Genomic DNA, 15,787 nt, shown 5'->3' on the forward strand with positions numbered 1-15,787 from the left:
GAAGCTCAGGAGGCGGGAAGTAAATCACGGTACACCAGTGGGGAACTTTTGTATAGTCCCGAGGTTATACCGAAAATTCCTTTGCCAATGAATATCTTAGCGTATCGGCAACAGCTCAGTGGCCGGACTTCTTCAGCCAGGCTTCGGCCTTGGCATGGGTTTCCGGATCCTTGGCAGCCTGCTTCATGGCAGCCACGGCGGCGGGCTTGTTCTTGAGCCCACGTTCGGCCTCGGCCAGCAGCATGTAGGCGGTGCCCTCGTGCTTGACGCCCTTGGCGATAGCGGCCTTGATCGCGTCGCGACCGGCCGAGTACTTGTTGTCGTTGATCAACAGCTGGCCCAGACGCAGCGAGGCGTCACCCTGACCGCTGGCAGCCATGTTCGCAGCCTTCTTGTAGGCGGCAATGGCCTTGCTCTGCTGATCGCCGATATAGGCGGCGTCGCCCTCAAGCTTGTAGACATCGTAGCTGGGCTTGACGATGCCCTTCTGCATGCCTTCCTCCAGCACGCCGGTGGCCTTGCTGGCGTAGTTCTTGGAGTTGTCGCTGCCCTGACCGATGACCAGGTACAGCTTGGCCATGTTGATGTAGTCCTTCTGGTCCTTCAGCGTGCCGTTGTTGCGGGCCTGCTCCATCAGCTTGAGCGCTTCGGGGTACTTCTGCGCCTGCACCAGCAGCGAGATCGCGTTGCGCAGCGTGGTGGCGTCGTTCGGATTCTTCTTCAGCATCTGCTCGGCCATTTGCGTGGCCTGGCCGTTCTGGCCCGACTCGGCATAGCTGGCCATCAGGATCTGGTTCCAGGAATCCTTCGGGTTCTTGCTCATCGACTGCGCCTTCTTGATGGCGGCGATGGCCTCGGGGTACTTCTCGAGGCGATAGTCGATGTTGCCTTCCAGCGCGTAGGAATCAGCCGTCTCGCGCTTGCCCTGCTGGCGCCACTCCTGCAGCGTCTGCAGCGCTTCCTTGTACTGCTGGTTGGCGACGTAGAACTGCGCCAGTTCGTACTTGAGCTGGAAGTAGGTGTCGTTCGGCATCACGCCGATATCCAGGGCCTTCTTCAGGTCGGCAATGGCACCGGGAAGGTCCTGCTTGTTGTACTTGAGATTGGCCAGACCCTGCAGGGCCAGCGCCTGGGCATACTTGCTCTTGGTCGCCGAGCCGTCGGCCAGAGGACCGAGCAGCTGCTTGGCCTGGTCGGCCTGACCGGCATTGACCGCATTCAGACCCTTGTTGAGCGCTTCCTGATCCTTCTTCTTGTGCAGGTCCAGCTTCGGCGCCTGACGCGTAGCGTTCGGATACAGCGACTCTTTCTTCTGGTCTTCCTTGTGGTGATCGCGAGCCATGACGGGGCTGCTGACCAGCACCAGGGCCAGCGCAGAGCCGGCGAGCATCTTGGAGATCAATCCGGTTTTCATTGGATACCTCGTGGTGTTCGTCGTGCCCCTGGGCACGCGGGGAGCCGTTGAGATTAACCGCAGATTCGTGCCGGACTCAAGTTGCATTGCATGAGGCAAAACAATCACTTGTTAGATTTGCGTTGCACCGATTCACAAAAAAAGGCGGAACCCGTTCCCGGATTCCGCCTTCGATCTATAGATATTACAAATACTTAGATGTCGAGATTGGCAACCCTGAGGGCATTGGTCTCGATGAAGTCGCGACGCGGTTCCACCTGTTCACCCATCAGCATGGAGAACATCTGATCGGCGGCGATGGCGTCCTCGATACGCACCTGAAGCATGCGGCGGGTTTCTGGATTGACCGTGGTTTCCCACAACTGCTCCGGGTTCATTTCACCCAACCCCTTGAATCGCTGAATGTTTCTACCCTTTTTGGCCTCATCCATCAGCCACTGGCGGGCTTCGGCGAAGCGGGTGATGCCACGGCTGTTGTTGCCACGACGCACCTCCGCACCCTCCTGGATCAGACCCTCCAGCTGCTCGGCGATGGTAGCGATGGGGCGAAAATCGGCGCTGGCAAAGAACGGGCGCGGCAATATCCAAGTGTGAGTCAAACCGTGCTGCTGGCGCTCGACGACGATCGCGGCCGGCTGCTCACCCACCGCTTCGCGTGCCTCGAAGCGATAGCGTGGCTTGCCCAGACCCGAGGCGGCCAGCTTCTTGCCCAGACCATCCAGCCAGCCCTGCAGAGCGTCCAGGTCGTCCCAGAGCGCGGCCGTGAGCGGCTTGTATTCGATCATCGCCTCCCAGACCAGCGCATCGCAGCGCTGGCGCAGGCGCTCGACCTGATCCAGTGCCGCCTGGAAGCCGCTGAGCAGCTTCTCCAGTGCCTCGCCCTGAACCGGCGGGGTGTCGGCGGCGTACTGCAGCGATGCCTGATGCACGGCGCTGGAAATCAAGTAGCTGTTGAGCGCCGCGTCGTCCTTCAGGTAGGTTTCCTGCTTGCCCTGCTTGATCTTGTACAGCGGCGGCAAGCCAATGTAGACGTGGCCACGCTCGATCAATTCGGGCATCTGGCGGTAGAAGAACGTCAGCAGCAGCGTGCGGATGTGCGAACCGTCCACGTCCGCGTCGGTCATGATGATGATCGAGTGGTAACGCAGTTTGTCCGGGTTGTATTCGTCCTTGCCGATGCCGGTACCCAGCGCAGTGATCAGCGTGCCGACCTCGGCCGAGGACAGCATCTTGTCGAAGCGCGCCTTCTCCACGTTGAGGATCTTGCCTTTGAGCGGCAGCACGGCCTGGGTCTTGCGGTTGCGGCCCTGCTTGGCCGAGCCGCCGGCCGAGTCACCCTCGACCAGGAACAGTTCGGACAGCGCTGGATCCTTTTCCTGGCAGTCGGCCAGCTTGCCCGGCAGGCCGGCGATATCCAGCGCGCCCTTGCGACGGGTCATCTCGCGCGCCTTGCGCGCCGCCTCTCGGGCACGCGCGGCATCCACAGCCTTGGAGGCCAGCGCCTTGGCTTCGTTCGGGTGTTCCAGCAGGAACTCGCCAAGCTTCTCGTTGACGACCTGCTCGACCACCGTCTTGACCTCGGAGGACACCAGCTTGTCCTTGGTCTGCGAGGAGAACTTGGGATCGGGCACCTTCACCGAAAGCACGGCGATCAAGCCTTCGCGCATGTCATCGCCCGATGGCGAAACCTTGGCGTTCTTGCCTAGACCTTCGCGCTCGATATAGGTCTGGATCGAGCGCGTCAGCGCGGCGCGGAAGCCGGTCATGTGCGTGCCGCCGTCGCGCTGGGGAATGTTGTTGGTGAAGCAGTACACCGTTTCCTGATAGCCATCGGTCCACTGCATGGCCAGATCGACCACGATGCCATCCTGCTCGGCAGTGATCGGGATCACATTGGCATGCAACGGCGTCTTCAGCTCGGCCAAATGCTGCACGAACGAGCTGATGCCGCCTTCGTAGGCAAACAGGTCACGGCGATCGACACGCTCGTCGACCAGCTCGATCTTCACCCCGGAGTTGAGGAAGGCCAGCTCGCGCAGGCGCTTGGCCAGGATGTCGTAGTGAAACTCAATGTTGGAAAAGGTTTCGGTGCTGGGCAGGAAACGCACCTTGGTGCCGCGCTTGTCGGTTGGGCCGACCGCCTTGATCGGCGCCACCGGCTCGCCCATGCGATATTCCTGCTCGTGCACCTGGCCATCGCGATAGATGGTCAGCCACAGGCTCTGGCTCAGGGCGTTGACCACCGACACACCAACTCCATGCAGGCCACCGGAGACCTTGTACGAGTTGGCGTCGAACTTGCCGCCGGCGTGCAGCACCGTCATCACCACCTCGGCGGTGGAACGGCCCTCCTCTGGGTGCATATCCACAGGAATGCCGCGGCCGTTATCGATCACGCTGACCGAGCCATCATCGTGGATGGTGACCAGCACGTGATCACAAAAGCCGGCCAGCGCTTCATCGATGGCGTTGTCCACCACCTCGAAGACCATGTGATGCAGACCGGTGCCGTCATCGGTATCGCCGATGTACATGCCCGGGCGCTTGCGGACTGCCTCAAGGCCCTTGAGGACCTTGATGCTGCTGGAATCGTAGGATGTGCTCATGCGTCGCCGTTGTCTGGCCGGACCGTGAAGCGACCGGCTCTGGTGAGGTGAGTTCTTGACACTTTCATTATAGCAGCGGCCGGATGGTGCCTTGTTCCACGTGGAACACACATCCTGGATCGTCCTCTAGCGCCGTTGGCAGTTCGGTACCGGTAACCAGTACCTGAGCCTGGTGGCGACGCAACTGGGTCACTACCTTGACCTGGTGCGCGGCATCAAGTTCCGAAGCGAGGTCGTCCAGGCAGATGATCGGCCACTCCCCCTTCTGCCCTGCATGGTACTCCGCCTGCGCCAGCGTGCACGCCAGCGCGCACAGCTTCTCCTGGCCGCGAGACAGATGCTCGCGCTGCGGAGCGGATTCGAATACCGGCGACCAGTCCGCGCGATGGATACCGACCGCGGTGTGCCCGCGTGATTTGTCCCGTTCGCGCCGTTCACGCAGCTCTCGCCCAAGCTCACGATCATCCGCCCAGCCCCGGCGGTAGCGGAGCTGGAGCGTGCCCAGCTCACCGAGTAGGTCTGCGCAGATGTCTACCAGCTCAGGCTCAAATCCGTGCAGGTAGGCGCGCCGATAAGCGTCCACTGCCGTGCCACTGGACTCCAGCTCGGCCTCCCAGGCGTCGAACTGTGCATCCCCTAGCGAGACATCCATGCGCAAAAGCCGATTACGCTGCTTCAACGCTCGCTGATAACGCCGCCACTGCAAAACGAAATCATGTTCCACGTGGAACACGCCCCAGTCGAGGAAACGTCGACGCTCCTCGGCGGGGCCTGCGATCAGGGCATGGGAACCCGGTTCGAAACACACCACGGCACAATGGCGTACCAGTTCGCCCAGCGTTGGCGCGTCGGAGCCATCCAGACGTACCTGCCAGCGCACTCCCTCGCGGCCCAGGCCTAGCCGATGGGTCAAGGCGCCGGATTGTACTTCCCCAAACACGCTCAACCGTGAGCCACCGCGCTGCACCAGCACCTCGCGGGTACCGGCACGAAACGAACGACCATGCGAGAGCAGATACGCCGCCTCGAGCACACTTGTCTTGCCGGCACCGTTGGCGCCGACAAACACGTTCATGCCCGCACCGAGCGTCAGCTCAACGTCGGACAGACTACGCAGCCCCTGGATGTGCAGACGTTTCAACAGCACGCCGTCGTTCCTGTTTGATCAGCGGATACAAAAACGCCGGACCGGTCTTAGCGACCGGCCCGGCGTCGAATGACGTTCAGAGCATTTCCGACGTCACAGACGCAACGGCATGATCACATGGCGGGTGCGTTCGTCCTCGACATCCTGCAGCAGACAGCTGGACTGTGCATCTCGCAGGCTGACGCGGACACGATCCCCGCGCAACGCACCGAGCGCATCCATCAGGTAGCCGACGTTGAAGCCAACCGACAGATCGTCGACGCTGGTTTCCGCTTCCAGCTCTTCGACCGCCTCTTCCTGTTCCGGATTGTGCGCGACAATGCGCAGGGTACCCGGTGAAACCTCCAGCTTCACGCCACGGTACTTCTCATTGGAGAGAATCGCCGCGCGTTGCAGGGAGGCGCGAAGCATATCGCGCTCGATGTCCACCGTTTTGTCGGCGCCGATCGGTACCACCGCCTCGTAGTCCGGGAAACGGCCGTCGATCAGCTTGGAGGTAAACACCACATCATCGCGGTGCACGCGCAAGTGATTGCGCCCGAACTCCAGCTCTACTTCGCCTTCGCCGGCTTCGAACAAGCCCACCAGCTCCAGCACGCCCTTGCGTGGAATGATGATCTGCCGGCGTGAACCGACACCGGCTTCGATCTCGGTCTCGGCCATGGCCAGACGATGACCATCGGTAGCCACGCAGCGCAGCGTGTTCTCGGCCAGATCCAGCAGCATGCCGTTCAAGTAATAGCGCACGTCCTGATTGGCCATCGCGAAGGCAGTGCGATCCATCAGATCCTTGAGCACCGCTTCAGGCAGGCGCACGCGCTCGACCAACTCGATCTCGTCGATGGTCGGAAACTCGGTGGCCGGCAGCGTGGCCAGGGTGAAACGGCTGCGTCCGGCGTGCAGCGCCACGCGTTCGCCGTTCTGTCTCAGATCGATGCGTACGCCATCGGGCAAGGCACGCACGATGTCAAACATCTTGCGCGCGGGAATGGTGACTTCGCCTTCACCGGTTTCCTCGGCGGCGGCAGACGCGACCATTTCCACTTCCAGGTCGGTACCGGTCATCGACACCTTGCCATCGCGGACCTGCACCAGAAGATTCGCCAGCACCGGCAGCGTCTGTCGGCGCTCAACGACACCGACCACTTGCTGCAAGGGCTTGAGCAGCACTTCTCGTTGAATGCTGAATTGCATGGTTATGCCCCTTGTCCCCAATCCTGCTTATCTGTGTATGAAAAGAAAAAAGTGGTAGTAGCAGGGGCTGTGAATGACGGTACAAACCCCATTTCCACATTTAAAACAGTAACTTGCATTTATTTCGTCGGTGCGTTTCGCTTCGGACAAAATGTGGGTGAGTTGTGGATAACTTTCGATTTTGAATTCATCCAAAGCTTATCCACAGCTTCTCAACCGGTGAGTATACGGATCAACTGCTCCCAGTCCTGCTTCATGCGTACATCTTTCTCGCACAGACCACGGATGGTGCGACAGGCATGCAGGACCGTGGTGTGATCACGTCCACCAAAGGCCTCACCGATTTCAGGCAGGCTGTGCTCGGTCAGCTCCTTGGCCAGGGCCATGGCCACCTGCCGCGGGCGCGCCAGGGAACGCACACGGCGCTTGGACAGCAGATCGGACAGACGCACCTGATAGTAGTCGGCGACCGTCTTCTGGATGTTGGGAATGGTGACCGCCTGCGCGTGCGTGCTGAGCAGGTCGCGCAGCGTCTCCTGGGCAAAATCGGCGGTGATCGGCCGGCCGAAGAAGTTGGCGCGCGCCGCCAGCGTGTTGAGCGCGCCTTCCAGGTCGCGCACGTTGGAGCGAATGCGCCGCGCCAGCAGCATGGCTACGTCCTCGGGGATCGCCACGCCCTTGTCCTGAGCCTTGGACAACAGGATCGCCGCCCGCGTTTCAAAGTCCGGTGGCTCGATGGCCACCGACAGGCCCCAACCCAGACGCGATTTCAGCCGAGGCTCCAGCTTGTCCACTTCCTTCGGATAGCGGTCGCAGGTCAGGATGATCTGCTGCTTGGACTCGAACAGCGCATTGAAGGTGTGGAAGAACTCCTCCTGCGTGGTGTCTTTGCCGGCAAAGAACTGGATATCGTCGATCAGCAGCGCATCGACCGAACGGAAGCGACGCTTGAACTCATCCATGCTCTTGGTGCGCAGCGCCTCGATCATGGAGCCGACGAACTGCTCCGAACGCAGGTACAGCACCTTGGTGTCGGGGTTGAGTTCGCGGATCAGGTTGCCGGCCGCATGCATCAGATGGGTCTTGCCCAGGCCGGTGCCGCCATAAAGCAGCAACGGGTTGTAGGCGCGGCCCGGGTTCTGCGCCACCTGCATGGCGGCGGCCTTGCCCAGCTGGTTGGACTTGCCTTCGACGAAGGTTTCGAAGGTGTAGTGCGGGTCCAGGTTGTGGATGTGCGCCGGCTCCGGCGGTGGCGCCGGACGTGCGGCGCCGGCCAGCGGCCGCATCGGCGCGCTGGCCGGTACAGTGCGCGCACTGGTCGAGCCGACACCCATGCGCACCGGCACGTCGTGCCCGCGTATGTGTGCAAGAACGCTGAGGATGTGCGGCAAGTGTTCGTTGCGCACGACATCCAGCGTATAGGCGTTGGGCGCGTACAGGTGCAGGCCTTCGGTGTCCTCGCGCGCCTGCAACGGCATCAGCCAGGTATGCAGGTCCTCCGCGCTGATTTCGCCTTCCAGCCGCTCCAGACAGCGCCGCCAAAGATCGCTCATGAAACCTCTATCCGGATAAAGGGCGTGCGTGTGCACGCGTGGGGCGGGACACGAAAGTCTAGCAGGATGCGCCATGTACATTGTCGGTGCCAGTATCGGCGCATACCCCGCAAATAGTTGACAAAACGGCAAATGCTTCGCATAATCCCGCGTCTTTTTCTCAATCACCTTTTCAGGAGGAAGCCATGAAGCGGACCTTCCAGCCCAGCAAGCTCAAGCGCGCCCGCACGCACGGCTTTCGTGCCCGTATGCGTACGGCCGACGGCCGCAAGATCATCAACGCCCGTCGTGCCAAGGGCCGCAAGCGCCTGATCCCGTAAGACAAGGCGTTTGTTGATGTGCGACGCAGGCCTGCCGCGCGAGGCGCGGCTCCGCCGCGCCGCTGATTTTGCCGCCCTGCGTCACAGCGCCGGCCGGCTGTCCAGCGGATCGTTCCGGATCCGCTTCGGCAGCAATGAGGCCGGCGTTGCGCGTCTGGGCCTTGCGATCTCCAAGCGCGTTTCCAAGCGTGCCGTGGACCGCAACCGCATCAAGCGCGTGATCCGTGAATCGTTTCGTTACGCACGCCTTGATTTGCCCGCGGTCGACATCCTGGTCATGGCCCGTGAATCGGCCCGGGATGCCGACCTGGCCACGCTGCGCGACGAACTGACGCGCCTGTGGAAGAAGCTTTCCACGTTGAAGGTGCCGCCAAGGCCCGGCAAAATCGCGCGCTGACCCTCGCTCGTCCCGCGCCGCCGCGGTCGGGACGAACCACCGCTCTGGCTGCCATGCCGCACGGTGCTCCAACCGGATCCTTCCCGCGATGAATCAAACCCGCACGTTCCTTGTCCTGGTGCTGCTTTTCGTGGCGTATCTGCTGTGGAACCAGTGGGAGAACGATTACGCCCGCCCGGCCGCCACGCCGACGCCCAGCGCGCAGACCGATCAGGGTGCGCCCAGCAAGGCGTCCGCCAGCAACGGCGACGTGCCCGATGCCGGCAGCGCGGCCACACCCAGCGTGCCGACCGACGAGCAGGCCAGTGCCAGCACGCCCAGTGCACCGGGCGCCAGTGCCAAGCCGTCCAGCCATGGCCAGCTGGTTACGGTCAGCACGCCGCTGCTGCGCCTGACCATCGACACCCGCGGCGGCTCGATCATCAAGGCGGAATTGCTGGGCTACCCCAAAACGCTGAAATCCACTGAGTCGGTGCACCTGCTCGACGATCAGGCCGACAGCTTCTTTGTGGCCCAGAGTGGCCTGATCAGTGCGCATGATGCCGCGCCCGATCATCGCGCCATGTTCCACGCCGAGAAGACCGACTACCAGATGGGGCCGGGCGCCAAGACGCTGGTGGTGCCGCTGACCTGGACCAATGGCCAGGGCCTGACCGTGACCAAGCGCTACGTGCTCACGCGCGGCAGCTATCAGGTGCAGCTGCAGCAGCAGATCGACAACCACGGCAGCGCCACCTGGACCGGCAACGCCTACCGCCAGCTGCAGCGGGTCGTTCCGCCGAAAAAGAAATACAGCAATTTCCTGGAACGCTATTCGGACCAGTCTCACTACAGCTTCTTCGGTGCAGCCTGGTACAGCCCGGGTGACAAGTTCAGCAAGCTGGCTTTCGACAAGTTTGGCGAGGATCCACTCAAGCGCGACATCACCGGCGGCTGGCTGGCGATGGTGCAGCACTATTTCATGACCGCCTGGATTCCGCCCAAGGGCGAGCGCGATGCCTACGCCAGCGCCACGCTCAACAAGGGGGCGGGCAAGCCGCGCTATCTGGTGCGTGCGATCGGTCCGCAGATCAGTGTAGCGCCGGGCAAGCAGGCCACCAGCCACGCGCGTCTGTATGTCGGACCCAAGCTGCGCGACCGTCTGGCTGCCGTGGCGCCGGGCATGGATCTGGCGGTCGATTACGGCTTCTTCACCGTGGTCGCCGTGCCGCTGCACTGGGTGCTGGACCACTTCCACGCCCTGACCGGCAACTGGGGTGTGGCCATCATCCTGCTGGTGCTGCTGATCAACGTCATCTTCTACAAGGCCAACGAGGCCCAGTACAAGTCGGCCGCCAAGATGCGCAAGCTCAAGCCGCGCATGGATTCGCTCAAGGAGCGTTACGGCGACGACAAGCAGAAGATGCAGCAGGCCATGATGGAGCTGTACAAGAAGGAGAAGATCAATCCCGTGGCCGGCTGCTGGCCGATGCTGATCCAGATTCCGGTGTTCTTCGCCCTGTACACGGTGCTGCGCGAGAGCGTGGAGCTGCGCCAGGCGCCGTTCTTCGGCTGGATTCACGATCTTTCCGCGGCCGATCCATACTTCGTGCTGCCGGTGCTGTACATGCTGATCATGCTGGCCACCCAGTTCATGATGCCCACGCAGCCGGGCATGGACCCGACCCAGCAGAAGATGATGCGCTTCATGCCCATCGCCTTCTCGGTGATCTTCGCCTTCTTCCCGGCCGGCCTGGTGCTGTACTACACCGTCAACAGCCTTTGCCGCCTGGGTATGCAGTGGTGGATCACGCGCCGCATCGAGCGCGGTGACGACACCAAGCGGCTGAAGAAAGCCTAAGCAGAAATCCGGCGCGGGCCACCTTCACGGTGGCCCGCTTCGTATCCGGCCCAGAGACCACAACCTGTGAGCCCAAGTCCCGATCCGCACACCGAGACCATCGCCGCCATCGCCACCGCACCCGGTGCCGGCGGGGTGGGCATCGTGCGCGTGTCCGGTCCGCGCGCGGCGGACATCGCCAACGCCATGCTGGGTCATGCACCCACGCCGCGCCACGCGCACTTCGCCGCCTTTCGCCAGGCTGACGGCGCGCTGATCGACCGCGGCCTGGTGCTGTACTTCCCGGCGCCGAACTCCTACACCGGCGAACACGTGCTGGAGCTGCAGGGCCATGGCAGCGTGATCACCTTGGATAGTCTGCTGCGCCGCGTATGCGTGCTGGGCGCACGGCTGGCGCGTCCAGGTGAATTTACCGAACGCGCATTCCTGAACGGCAAGCTGGATCTGGCCCAGGCCGAGGCCGTGGCCGACCTGATCGCGGCGCGCTCGCAGAGCGCGGCCCGCGCCGCGCTGGGCTCGCTGGAAGGCGTCTTCTCACGCCGCGTGCAGGCACTGCTCGAGGCCTTGATCGCGCTGCGTGTGCATGTCGAGGCCGCGATCGATTTCCCCGAAGAGGAGATCGACTTCCTCGCCGATCCGGTAATCGGCCAGCAGCTGGGCGAACTTCGCCAGCAGTTGCAGACTCTGCTGACCGAGGCGCGCCGTGGCCTGCGCTTGAACGATGGCCTGCGCGTGGCCATCGTCGGGCGGCCCAACGTCGGCAAGTCCAGCCTGCTCAATGCCCTGGCCGGCGCCGATCGCGCCATCGTCACCGAGATCGCCGGCACCACTCGCGACGTGCTGCGTGAACAACTGGTGTTCGATGGCGTGGCGGTGGAACTGATCGACACCGCCGGTCTTCGCGACAGCGACGACCCGGTCGAGCGAGAAGGTGTGCGCCGCGCCCGCGCGCAGCTGGAACATGCCGATGTCGCCCTGCTGGTCACCGACGCGGAAAACCTTCAGGGCGACATCGCCGCGCTCGAGGCCCTGCCCGCCACGCCGCAGCGGCTGGTGGTGATCAACAAGATCGACCGCGACGGCGGCTCGCCCGGTCGCGATGTCGAAAAGCGCGAGCTGCTGCGCCTTTCCGCGCAAAGCGGTGTTGGCCTGGACACCTTGCGCGAGGCGCTGCGCGAATTGGCTGGCGGTGGTCAGGACGAGGCCTCTGGTGGTGCCTTCAGCGCCCGCCGCCGCCACGTACTGGCGCTGGAGGCGGTCGACACGCACTTGGCGCTCACCGACGAGGTGCTGGCCGCTGGCGCCGGCGAACTGGCCGCCGAAGAGCTGCGTCAGGCGCAGCAGGCGCTCGCCGAAATCACCGGCGAATTTCATTCCGACGATCTGCTTGGTGCCATTTTCTCCTCGTTTTGTATCGGCAAATAAGCGCCGTTCCGAGTGCGCGACAGCAGCTCGCCCGCTGCGTCATACTCTGAGGCTATCGCTTTCCGAGACGGCATAAGGAGTGGGCCATGCACCTGTGGAATCGCTGCACACGCATGTTGGCGTGCCTGGGCCTGGTGGCGTTGGCGGCGCCGGTTTACGCCAGCGCACCCATGGCCGGCACGCAGGCGCCGGGCTTTTACCGCCTGATGCTGGGCCACGATGAAATCACGGCCCTCTCCGATGCCACCGGGCCCAGCCGTACCGACCGCCTGATGAGCGATCCGGCCAAGGCGCTGGCGGTGTTGAAGGCCGATCATGAAGGCTCGCCGGTGATCTCCTCGGTCAACGCTTTTCTGGTCAACACGGGCAAGCACCTGATCCTGATTGATACCGGCACCGGCGGCAATCTGTTGAACAATCTTCGCGCATCCGGCTATGCACCGGACCAGATCGACGCGGTGCTGATCACGCACATGCACAGCGATCACATTGGCGGCTTGAGCAAGGACGGCCACGCCGTGTTTCCCAATGCCACCGTGTATATCAATCGTCGCGATACCAGCTACTGGCTGAGCAAAGCGGAACAGGCCAGGCACCCTGAGCGCAGGAGCGCGTTCGAGGCAGCGCGCCGTTTGCTGGCGCCCTATGAAAAGAGCGGCCGACTGCATCCCTTCGATGGCGCGGCGCAGCTTTTTCCTGGCATTCGTACCGTGCCCGCCTATGGGCACACGCCCGGCCACACCGCCTACATGATCGAAAGCCAGGGCCAGAAGCTGCTGGCCTGGGGCGACATCGTGCATCTGGGTGAGGTGCAGTTTCCCCATCCGGATATGACCATCAGCTACGATTCGAACCCGGCCGCGGCCGCGGTCACCCGCAAGCGACTGATGGCGCAGGCGGCAAGCCAGGGGTACCTGGTCGCCGGCGCGCATATCGCCTTTCCGGGCATTGGGCATGTGCGTGCGAAGGACCATGGCTATGCCTGGATTCCGCTGCGCTATAACGCCTCGGTGAAGACAGAAGCCACACCGTAAGGTCCATGGGAAGTGATGATCGGACCGATAGACGGCTAGCGGTCTATCCATCGCCCCGCATCTTTCACGGCTGGCGCCAGGGCGTCTCCGACACGTGCTGGCACAACCATGTGATCAGCTGACTGACCTTGGGCGCGCGATGGCGGCTGCGCGGCGTGACCAGCCATACCGCGCCGTCATTGGCGGCGAACGGCTCCAGCACTGGCACCAGCGCGCCCTCTTCCAAGGCGTCTTCCACGTAGAAGTCGGGCAGCTGCGCCAAGCCCATGCCACGTCGCGCGGCGTCGACCAGGGCCAGGCCGGAGCTGGCCTGATAGTCGCCTTCCACCGTCAGCCGGCGGTCGTGGGCGAAGGACCATTGCGGCGAGGAGCCGATCAGACAGCGATGCCGGCGCAGGTCGGCCGGGCGCTGCGGCGTGCCATGCGCTTGCAGATACGCCGGCGCGGCGACCACATACAGCCGGCGCTGCCCCAGGCGGATCGCTTCCAGTCGATCGGTATCCACCGGACCGGTGCGCAGTGCCAGGTCGTAGCCGTGTTCGATCAGATCGACCACGCGGTTGGAAAAATCCATACGGATCTGCAGCTGCGGATGTCGCCTTGCAAAGACGTTGATGTGGGGCGCCACGTAGCGCTCGCCATAGGTGGTGGCCAGGCTGATGTGCAGCTCACCTTGGAGCGACTGCTGGAAACTGGCCAGTTCCGCCTCGGCGCTGTCGAAGCCGTGCAGCAGCTCGCTGACGCGGTCGTAATACACGCGCCCGGCTTCGGTCAGATGCAGGCGTCGTGTGGTGCGGTGCAGAAGCTGGGTGTCCAGCCTAGCCTCAAGCGCACGCACGGCGCGGCTGATAAACGCGGTCGACACGCCCTGCTCACGGGCGGCGGCGGAGAAGCTGCCCAGCCGCACGGCGGCCACAAATGCCTGCACTGGATCCCAGCTACGCATCGATTATTGCTGTCCTGCAAAGCTGCTTGGCCATTCAAGGCGCTAATCATTGCCGCGCGCGCGCTCTACACTGGGCGCTTGAGGATCCACGCGGTCCACCTTGAGCATTGTAGAAGACGCAAGGAGTTGTGCCATGAAATCCCGTGCCGCCGTGGCCTTTGAGGCCGGCAAGCCGCTGTCGATCGAAGAGATTGATGTCCAGGGCCCGAAAGCCGGCGAGGTGCTGGTGCGCATCGTGGCCACCGGCGTTTGCCACACCGACGCCTACACCTTGTCCGGTGACGATCCGGAAGGCGCGTTCCCGGTGGTGCTGGGTCACGAGGGTGGCGGCATCGTCGAAGAAGTGGGAGAAGGCGTCACCTCGCTCAAACCCGGCGACCACGTGATTCCGCTGTATACGGCCGAATGCGGCCAGTGCAAGTTCTGCCGCTCGGGCAAGACCAACCTGTGCCAGGCCGTGCGCGCCACGCAGGGCAAGGGCGTGATGCCTGATGGTACCTCGCGCTTCTCGCTCAACGGCAAGACGCTGCTGCACTACATGGGCACCAGCACGTTCTCCGAATACACCGTGGTGCCGGAAATCTCGCTGGCCAAGATCAGCCCGGCGGCACCGCTGGACAAGGTCTGCCTGCTCGGTTGCGGTGTCACCACCGGCATCGGCGCGGTGCTCAACACCGCCAAGGTGGAAGCCGGTTCCACAGTTGCCATCTTCGGTATGGGCGGCATCGGACTTTCGGTGGTGCAGGGGGCGGTCATGGCCAAGGCCAGCCGCATCATCTGCGTGGACTTGAACGAAGACAAGTTCGAGATGGCCAGGATGCTGGGTGCCACCGACTTTGTGAATCCGAAGGACTACCCGGATACGCCGATCCAGGATGTGATCGTCGAGATGACCGACGGTGGTGTGGACTATTCCTTCGAGTGCATTGGCAACGTCAACGTGATGCGTTCGGCGCTGGAGTGTTGCCACAAAGGCTGGGGCGAATCGACCATCATCGGCGTGGCCGGCGCGGGCCAGGAAATTTCCACGCGCCCGTTCCAGCTGGTCACCGGCCGCGTGTGGCGCGGTTCGGCTTTCGGTGGCGTGAAGGGCCGTACCGAGCTGCCCGGTTATGTGGAGAAGTACCTGGCCGGCGAGATCAAGATCGACGAGATGATCACCGAGGTGATGCCGCTGGAGGACATCAACCGCGCCTTTGAGCTGATGCACGAAGGCAAGGTGATCCGCTCGGTGATCCGCTTCTGATTGCCGGCAATGGATGCGGATTCAAATGAGAACGGTTGTCATTTGCTATCCGTAACCTCTACACTCTGAGCGCTCGAGAGTCGGCGCGCCCCAAGGCGGGCGCGCCTTTTCCGCCGCCGGAGTGATTCGTGAACCTGCTTGCCCTTGCCTGCATTGTGCTGGCCGTGACCGCGCTGTACCTGGGCTCGAGCCATCAGCGTCTGCTGCGCACGCCGCGTCCGGCCTGGCGCTGGCTGGCGCTGCCGTTGGCCTTGCTGGGTGCGATGGCCTGGATTCAGGCCCACGGTCTGGCAGCGGGTATCGCCGGGCTGTTGTGTGCGGCCATGCTGGCGGCGGTGGGTCTGCCCTATCTTGGCTGGGCGCGTACACCGGCAACGGCGCCCCGGTCGCGGCGCTGATGTGGTGGCGGTTTGCTGCGGGCGCCCTGCTTGGGCTGCCGGCTGCCGCGCTCTGGGTCGGCGTGCTGGCCTATCTTTGGCCCGGGCCGTGGCAGGCCGTGCTGATTCCGGCCATGGTGCTGCTGTTTCCGTTCTGGATGAGTGCATTGGCATTGGTGTTCAGCGCCGCCAGTGCCAGACGCGCCTGGGTCTGGATGCTGCTGGCCAATGGCAGTGGTTTCGGCCTGTTATGGCTGCTGCGCGATGTGGTGGGGCTGGTCTGAGATG

At 63.2% G+C, this 15,787-nt stretch carries 14 protein-coding genes; 8 read left to right on the plus strand and 6 right to left on the minus strand.

Going from position 1 to position 15,787, the window contains the following annotated elements:
* Positions 1–115: 115 nt before the first annotated feature.
* The 5 genes from HBF24_RS08415 to dnaA all read right to left on the minus strand — a co-directional run bounded on the left by HBF24_RS08415 (position 116) and on the right by dnaA (position 7,914).
* On the minus strand, positions 116–1,414 hold the full coding sequence (locus HBF24_RS08415; protein WP_240922346.1) for a tetratricopeptide repeat protein: 1,299 nt from the start codon (positions 1,412–1,414) through the stop codon (positions 116–118).
* A 194-nt stretch (positions 1,415–1,608) separates the two neighbouring features.
* Positions 1,609–4,020 carry a DNA topoisomerase (ATP-hydrolyzing) subunit B gene (gene gyrB, locus HBF24_RS08420; protein ID WP_167171756.1) on the minus strand — a complete coding sequence of 804 codons (2,412 nt, stop codon included), beginning with the start codon at positions 4,018–4,020 and terminating at the stop codon, positions 1,609–1,611.
* Between the two features lie 67 nt (positions 4,021–4,087).
* The gene (gene recF / locus HBF24_RS08425) at positions 4,088–5,167 is read right to left on the minus strand and encodes a DNA replication/repair protein RecF (protein ID WP_167171759.1); all 1,080 of its coding nucleotides are present in this window, start codon (positions 5,165–5,167) and stop codon (positions 4,088–4,090) included.
* A 93-nt stretch (positions 5,168–5,260) separates the two neighbouring features.
* Positions 5,261–6,361: a DNA polymerase III subunit beta gene (gene dnaN, locus HBF24_RS08430; protein WP_167171762.1), complete on the minus strand. Its 1,101-nt coding sequence runs from the start codon at positions 6,359–6,361 to the stop codon at positions 5,261–5,263.
* A gap of 212 nt (positions 6,362–6,573) precedes the next feature.
* Complete coding sequence (dnaA, locus tag HBF24_RS08435) at positions 6,574–7,914, minus strand: chromosomal replication initiator protein DnaA (protein WP_167171765.1); 1,341 nt, start codon at positions 7,912–7,914, stop codon at positions 6,574–6,576.
* A 185-nt stretch (positions 7,915–8,099) separates the two neighbouring features.
* Between dnaA and rpmH the strand changes: the two genes are divergently transcribed.
* From rpmH to HBF24_RS08460, 5 genes are all read left to right on the plus strand, one after another.
* Entirely contained in the window at positions 8,100–8,234 is a 135-nt protein-coding gene (gene rpmH / locus HBF24_RS08440; protein WP_167171768.1) for a 50S ribosomal protein L34, read from the plus strand.
* 16 nt (positions 8,235–8,250) lie between these two features.
* Positions 8,251–8,631: a ribonuclease P protein component gene (gene rnpA / locus HBF24_RS08445; protein ID WP_167171771.1), complete on the plus strand. Its 381-nt coding sequence runs from the start codon at positions 8,251–8,253 to the stop codon at positions 8,629–8,631.
* A gap of 88 nt (positions 8,632–8,719) precedes the next feature.
* Positions 8,720–10,471, plus strand: a complete 1,752-nt coding sequence (gene yidC, locus HBF24_RS08450; protein WP_167171774.1) for a membrane protein insertase YidC — start codon at positions 8,720–8,722, stop codon at positions 10,469–10,471.
* Positions 10,472–10,537: 66 nt separating this feature from the next.
* Positions 10,538–11,896 carry a tRNA uridine-5-carboxymethylaminomethyl(34) synthesis GTPase MnmE gene (gene mnmE / locus HBF24_RS08455; RefSeq protein ID WP_167171777.1) on the plus strand — a complete coding sequence of 453 codons (1,359 nt, stop codon included), beginning with the start codon at positions 10,538–10,540 and terminating at the stop codon, positions 11,894–11,896.
* An 86-nt stretch (positions 11,897–11,982) separates the two neighbouring features.
* A complete protein-coding gene (locus HBF24_RS08460; RefSeq protein ID WP_167171779.1) occupies positions 11,983–12,930 on the plus strand; it encodes an MBL fold metallo-hydrolase in 948 nt (315 codons plus the stop codon).
* A 64-nt stretch (positions 12,931–12,994) separates the two neighbouring features.
* Here the strand turns inward: HBF24_RS08460 and HBF24_RS08465 are convergent, their stop codons facing one another.
* The gene (locus HBF24_RS08465; RefSeq protein ID WP_167171782.1) at positions 12,995–13,876 is read right to left on the minus strand and encodes a LysR family transcriptional regulator; all 882 of its coding nucleotides are present in this window, start codon (positions 13,874–13,876) and stop codon (positions 12,995–12,997) included.
* A 133-nt stretch (positions 13,877–14,009) separates the two neighbouring features.
* On the opposite strand from HBF24_RS08465, the gene HBF24_RS08470 reads away from it, so the two are divergent.
* The 3 genes from HBF24_RS08470 (at position 14,010) to HBF24_RS08480 (ending at position 15,783) form a co-directional block, all read left to right on the plus strand.
* Complete coding sequence (locus tag HBF24_RS08470; protein WP_167171784.1) at positions 14,010–15,122, plus strand: S-(hydroxymethyl)glutathione dehydrogenase/class III alcohol dehydrogenase; 1,113 nt, start codon at positions 14,010–14,012, stop codon at positions 15,120–15,122.
* A gap of 128 nt (positions 15,123–15,250) precedes the next feature.
* A complete protein-coding gene (locus HBF24_RS08475; protein ID WP_167171786.1) occupies positions 15,251–15,520 on the plus strand; it encodes a hypothetical protein in 270 nt (89 codons plus the stop codon).
* Positions 15,520–15,783 (plus strand): hypothetical protein, encoded by a 264-nt coding sequence (locus HBF24_RS08480; protein WP_167171789.1) that lies wholly within the window; start codon positions 15,520–15,522, stop codon positions 15,781–15,783. The genes HBF24_RS08475 and HBF24_RS08480 overlap by 1 nt, the downstream gene beginning before the upstream one ends.
* Positions 15,784–15,787: the final 4 nt, after the last annotated feature.

Origin of the sequence: Oleiagrimonas sp. C23AA (assembly GCF_011759385.1) — a bacterium.
Classification (GTDB): domain Bacteria; phylum Pseudomonadota; class Gammaproteobacteria; order Xanthomonadales; family Rhodanobacteraceae; genus Oleiagrimonas.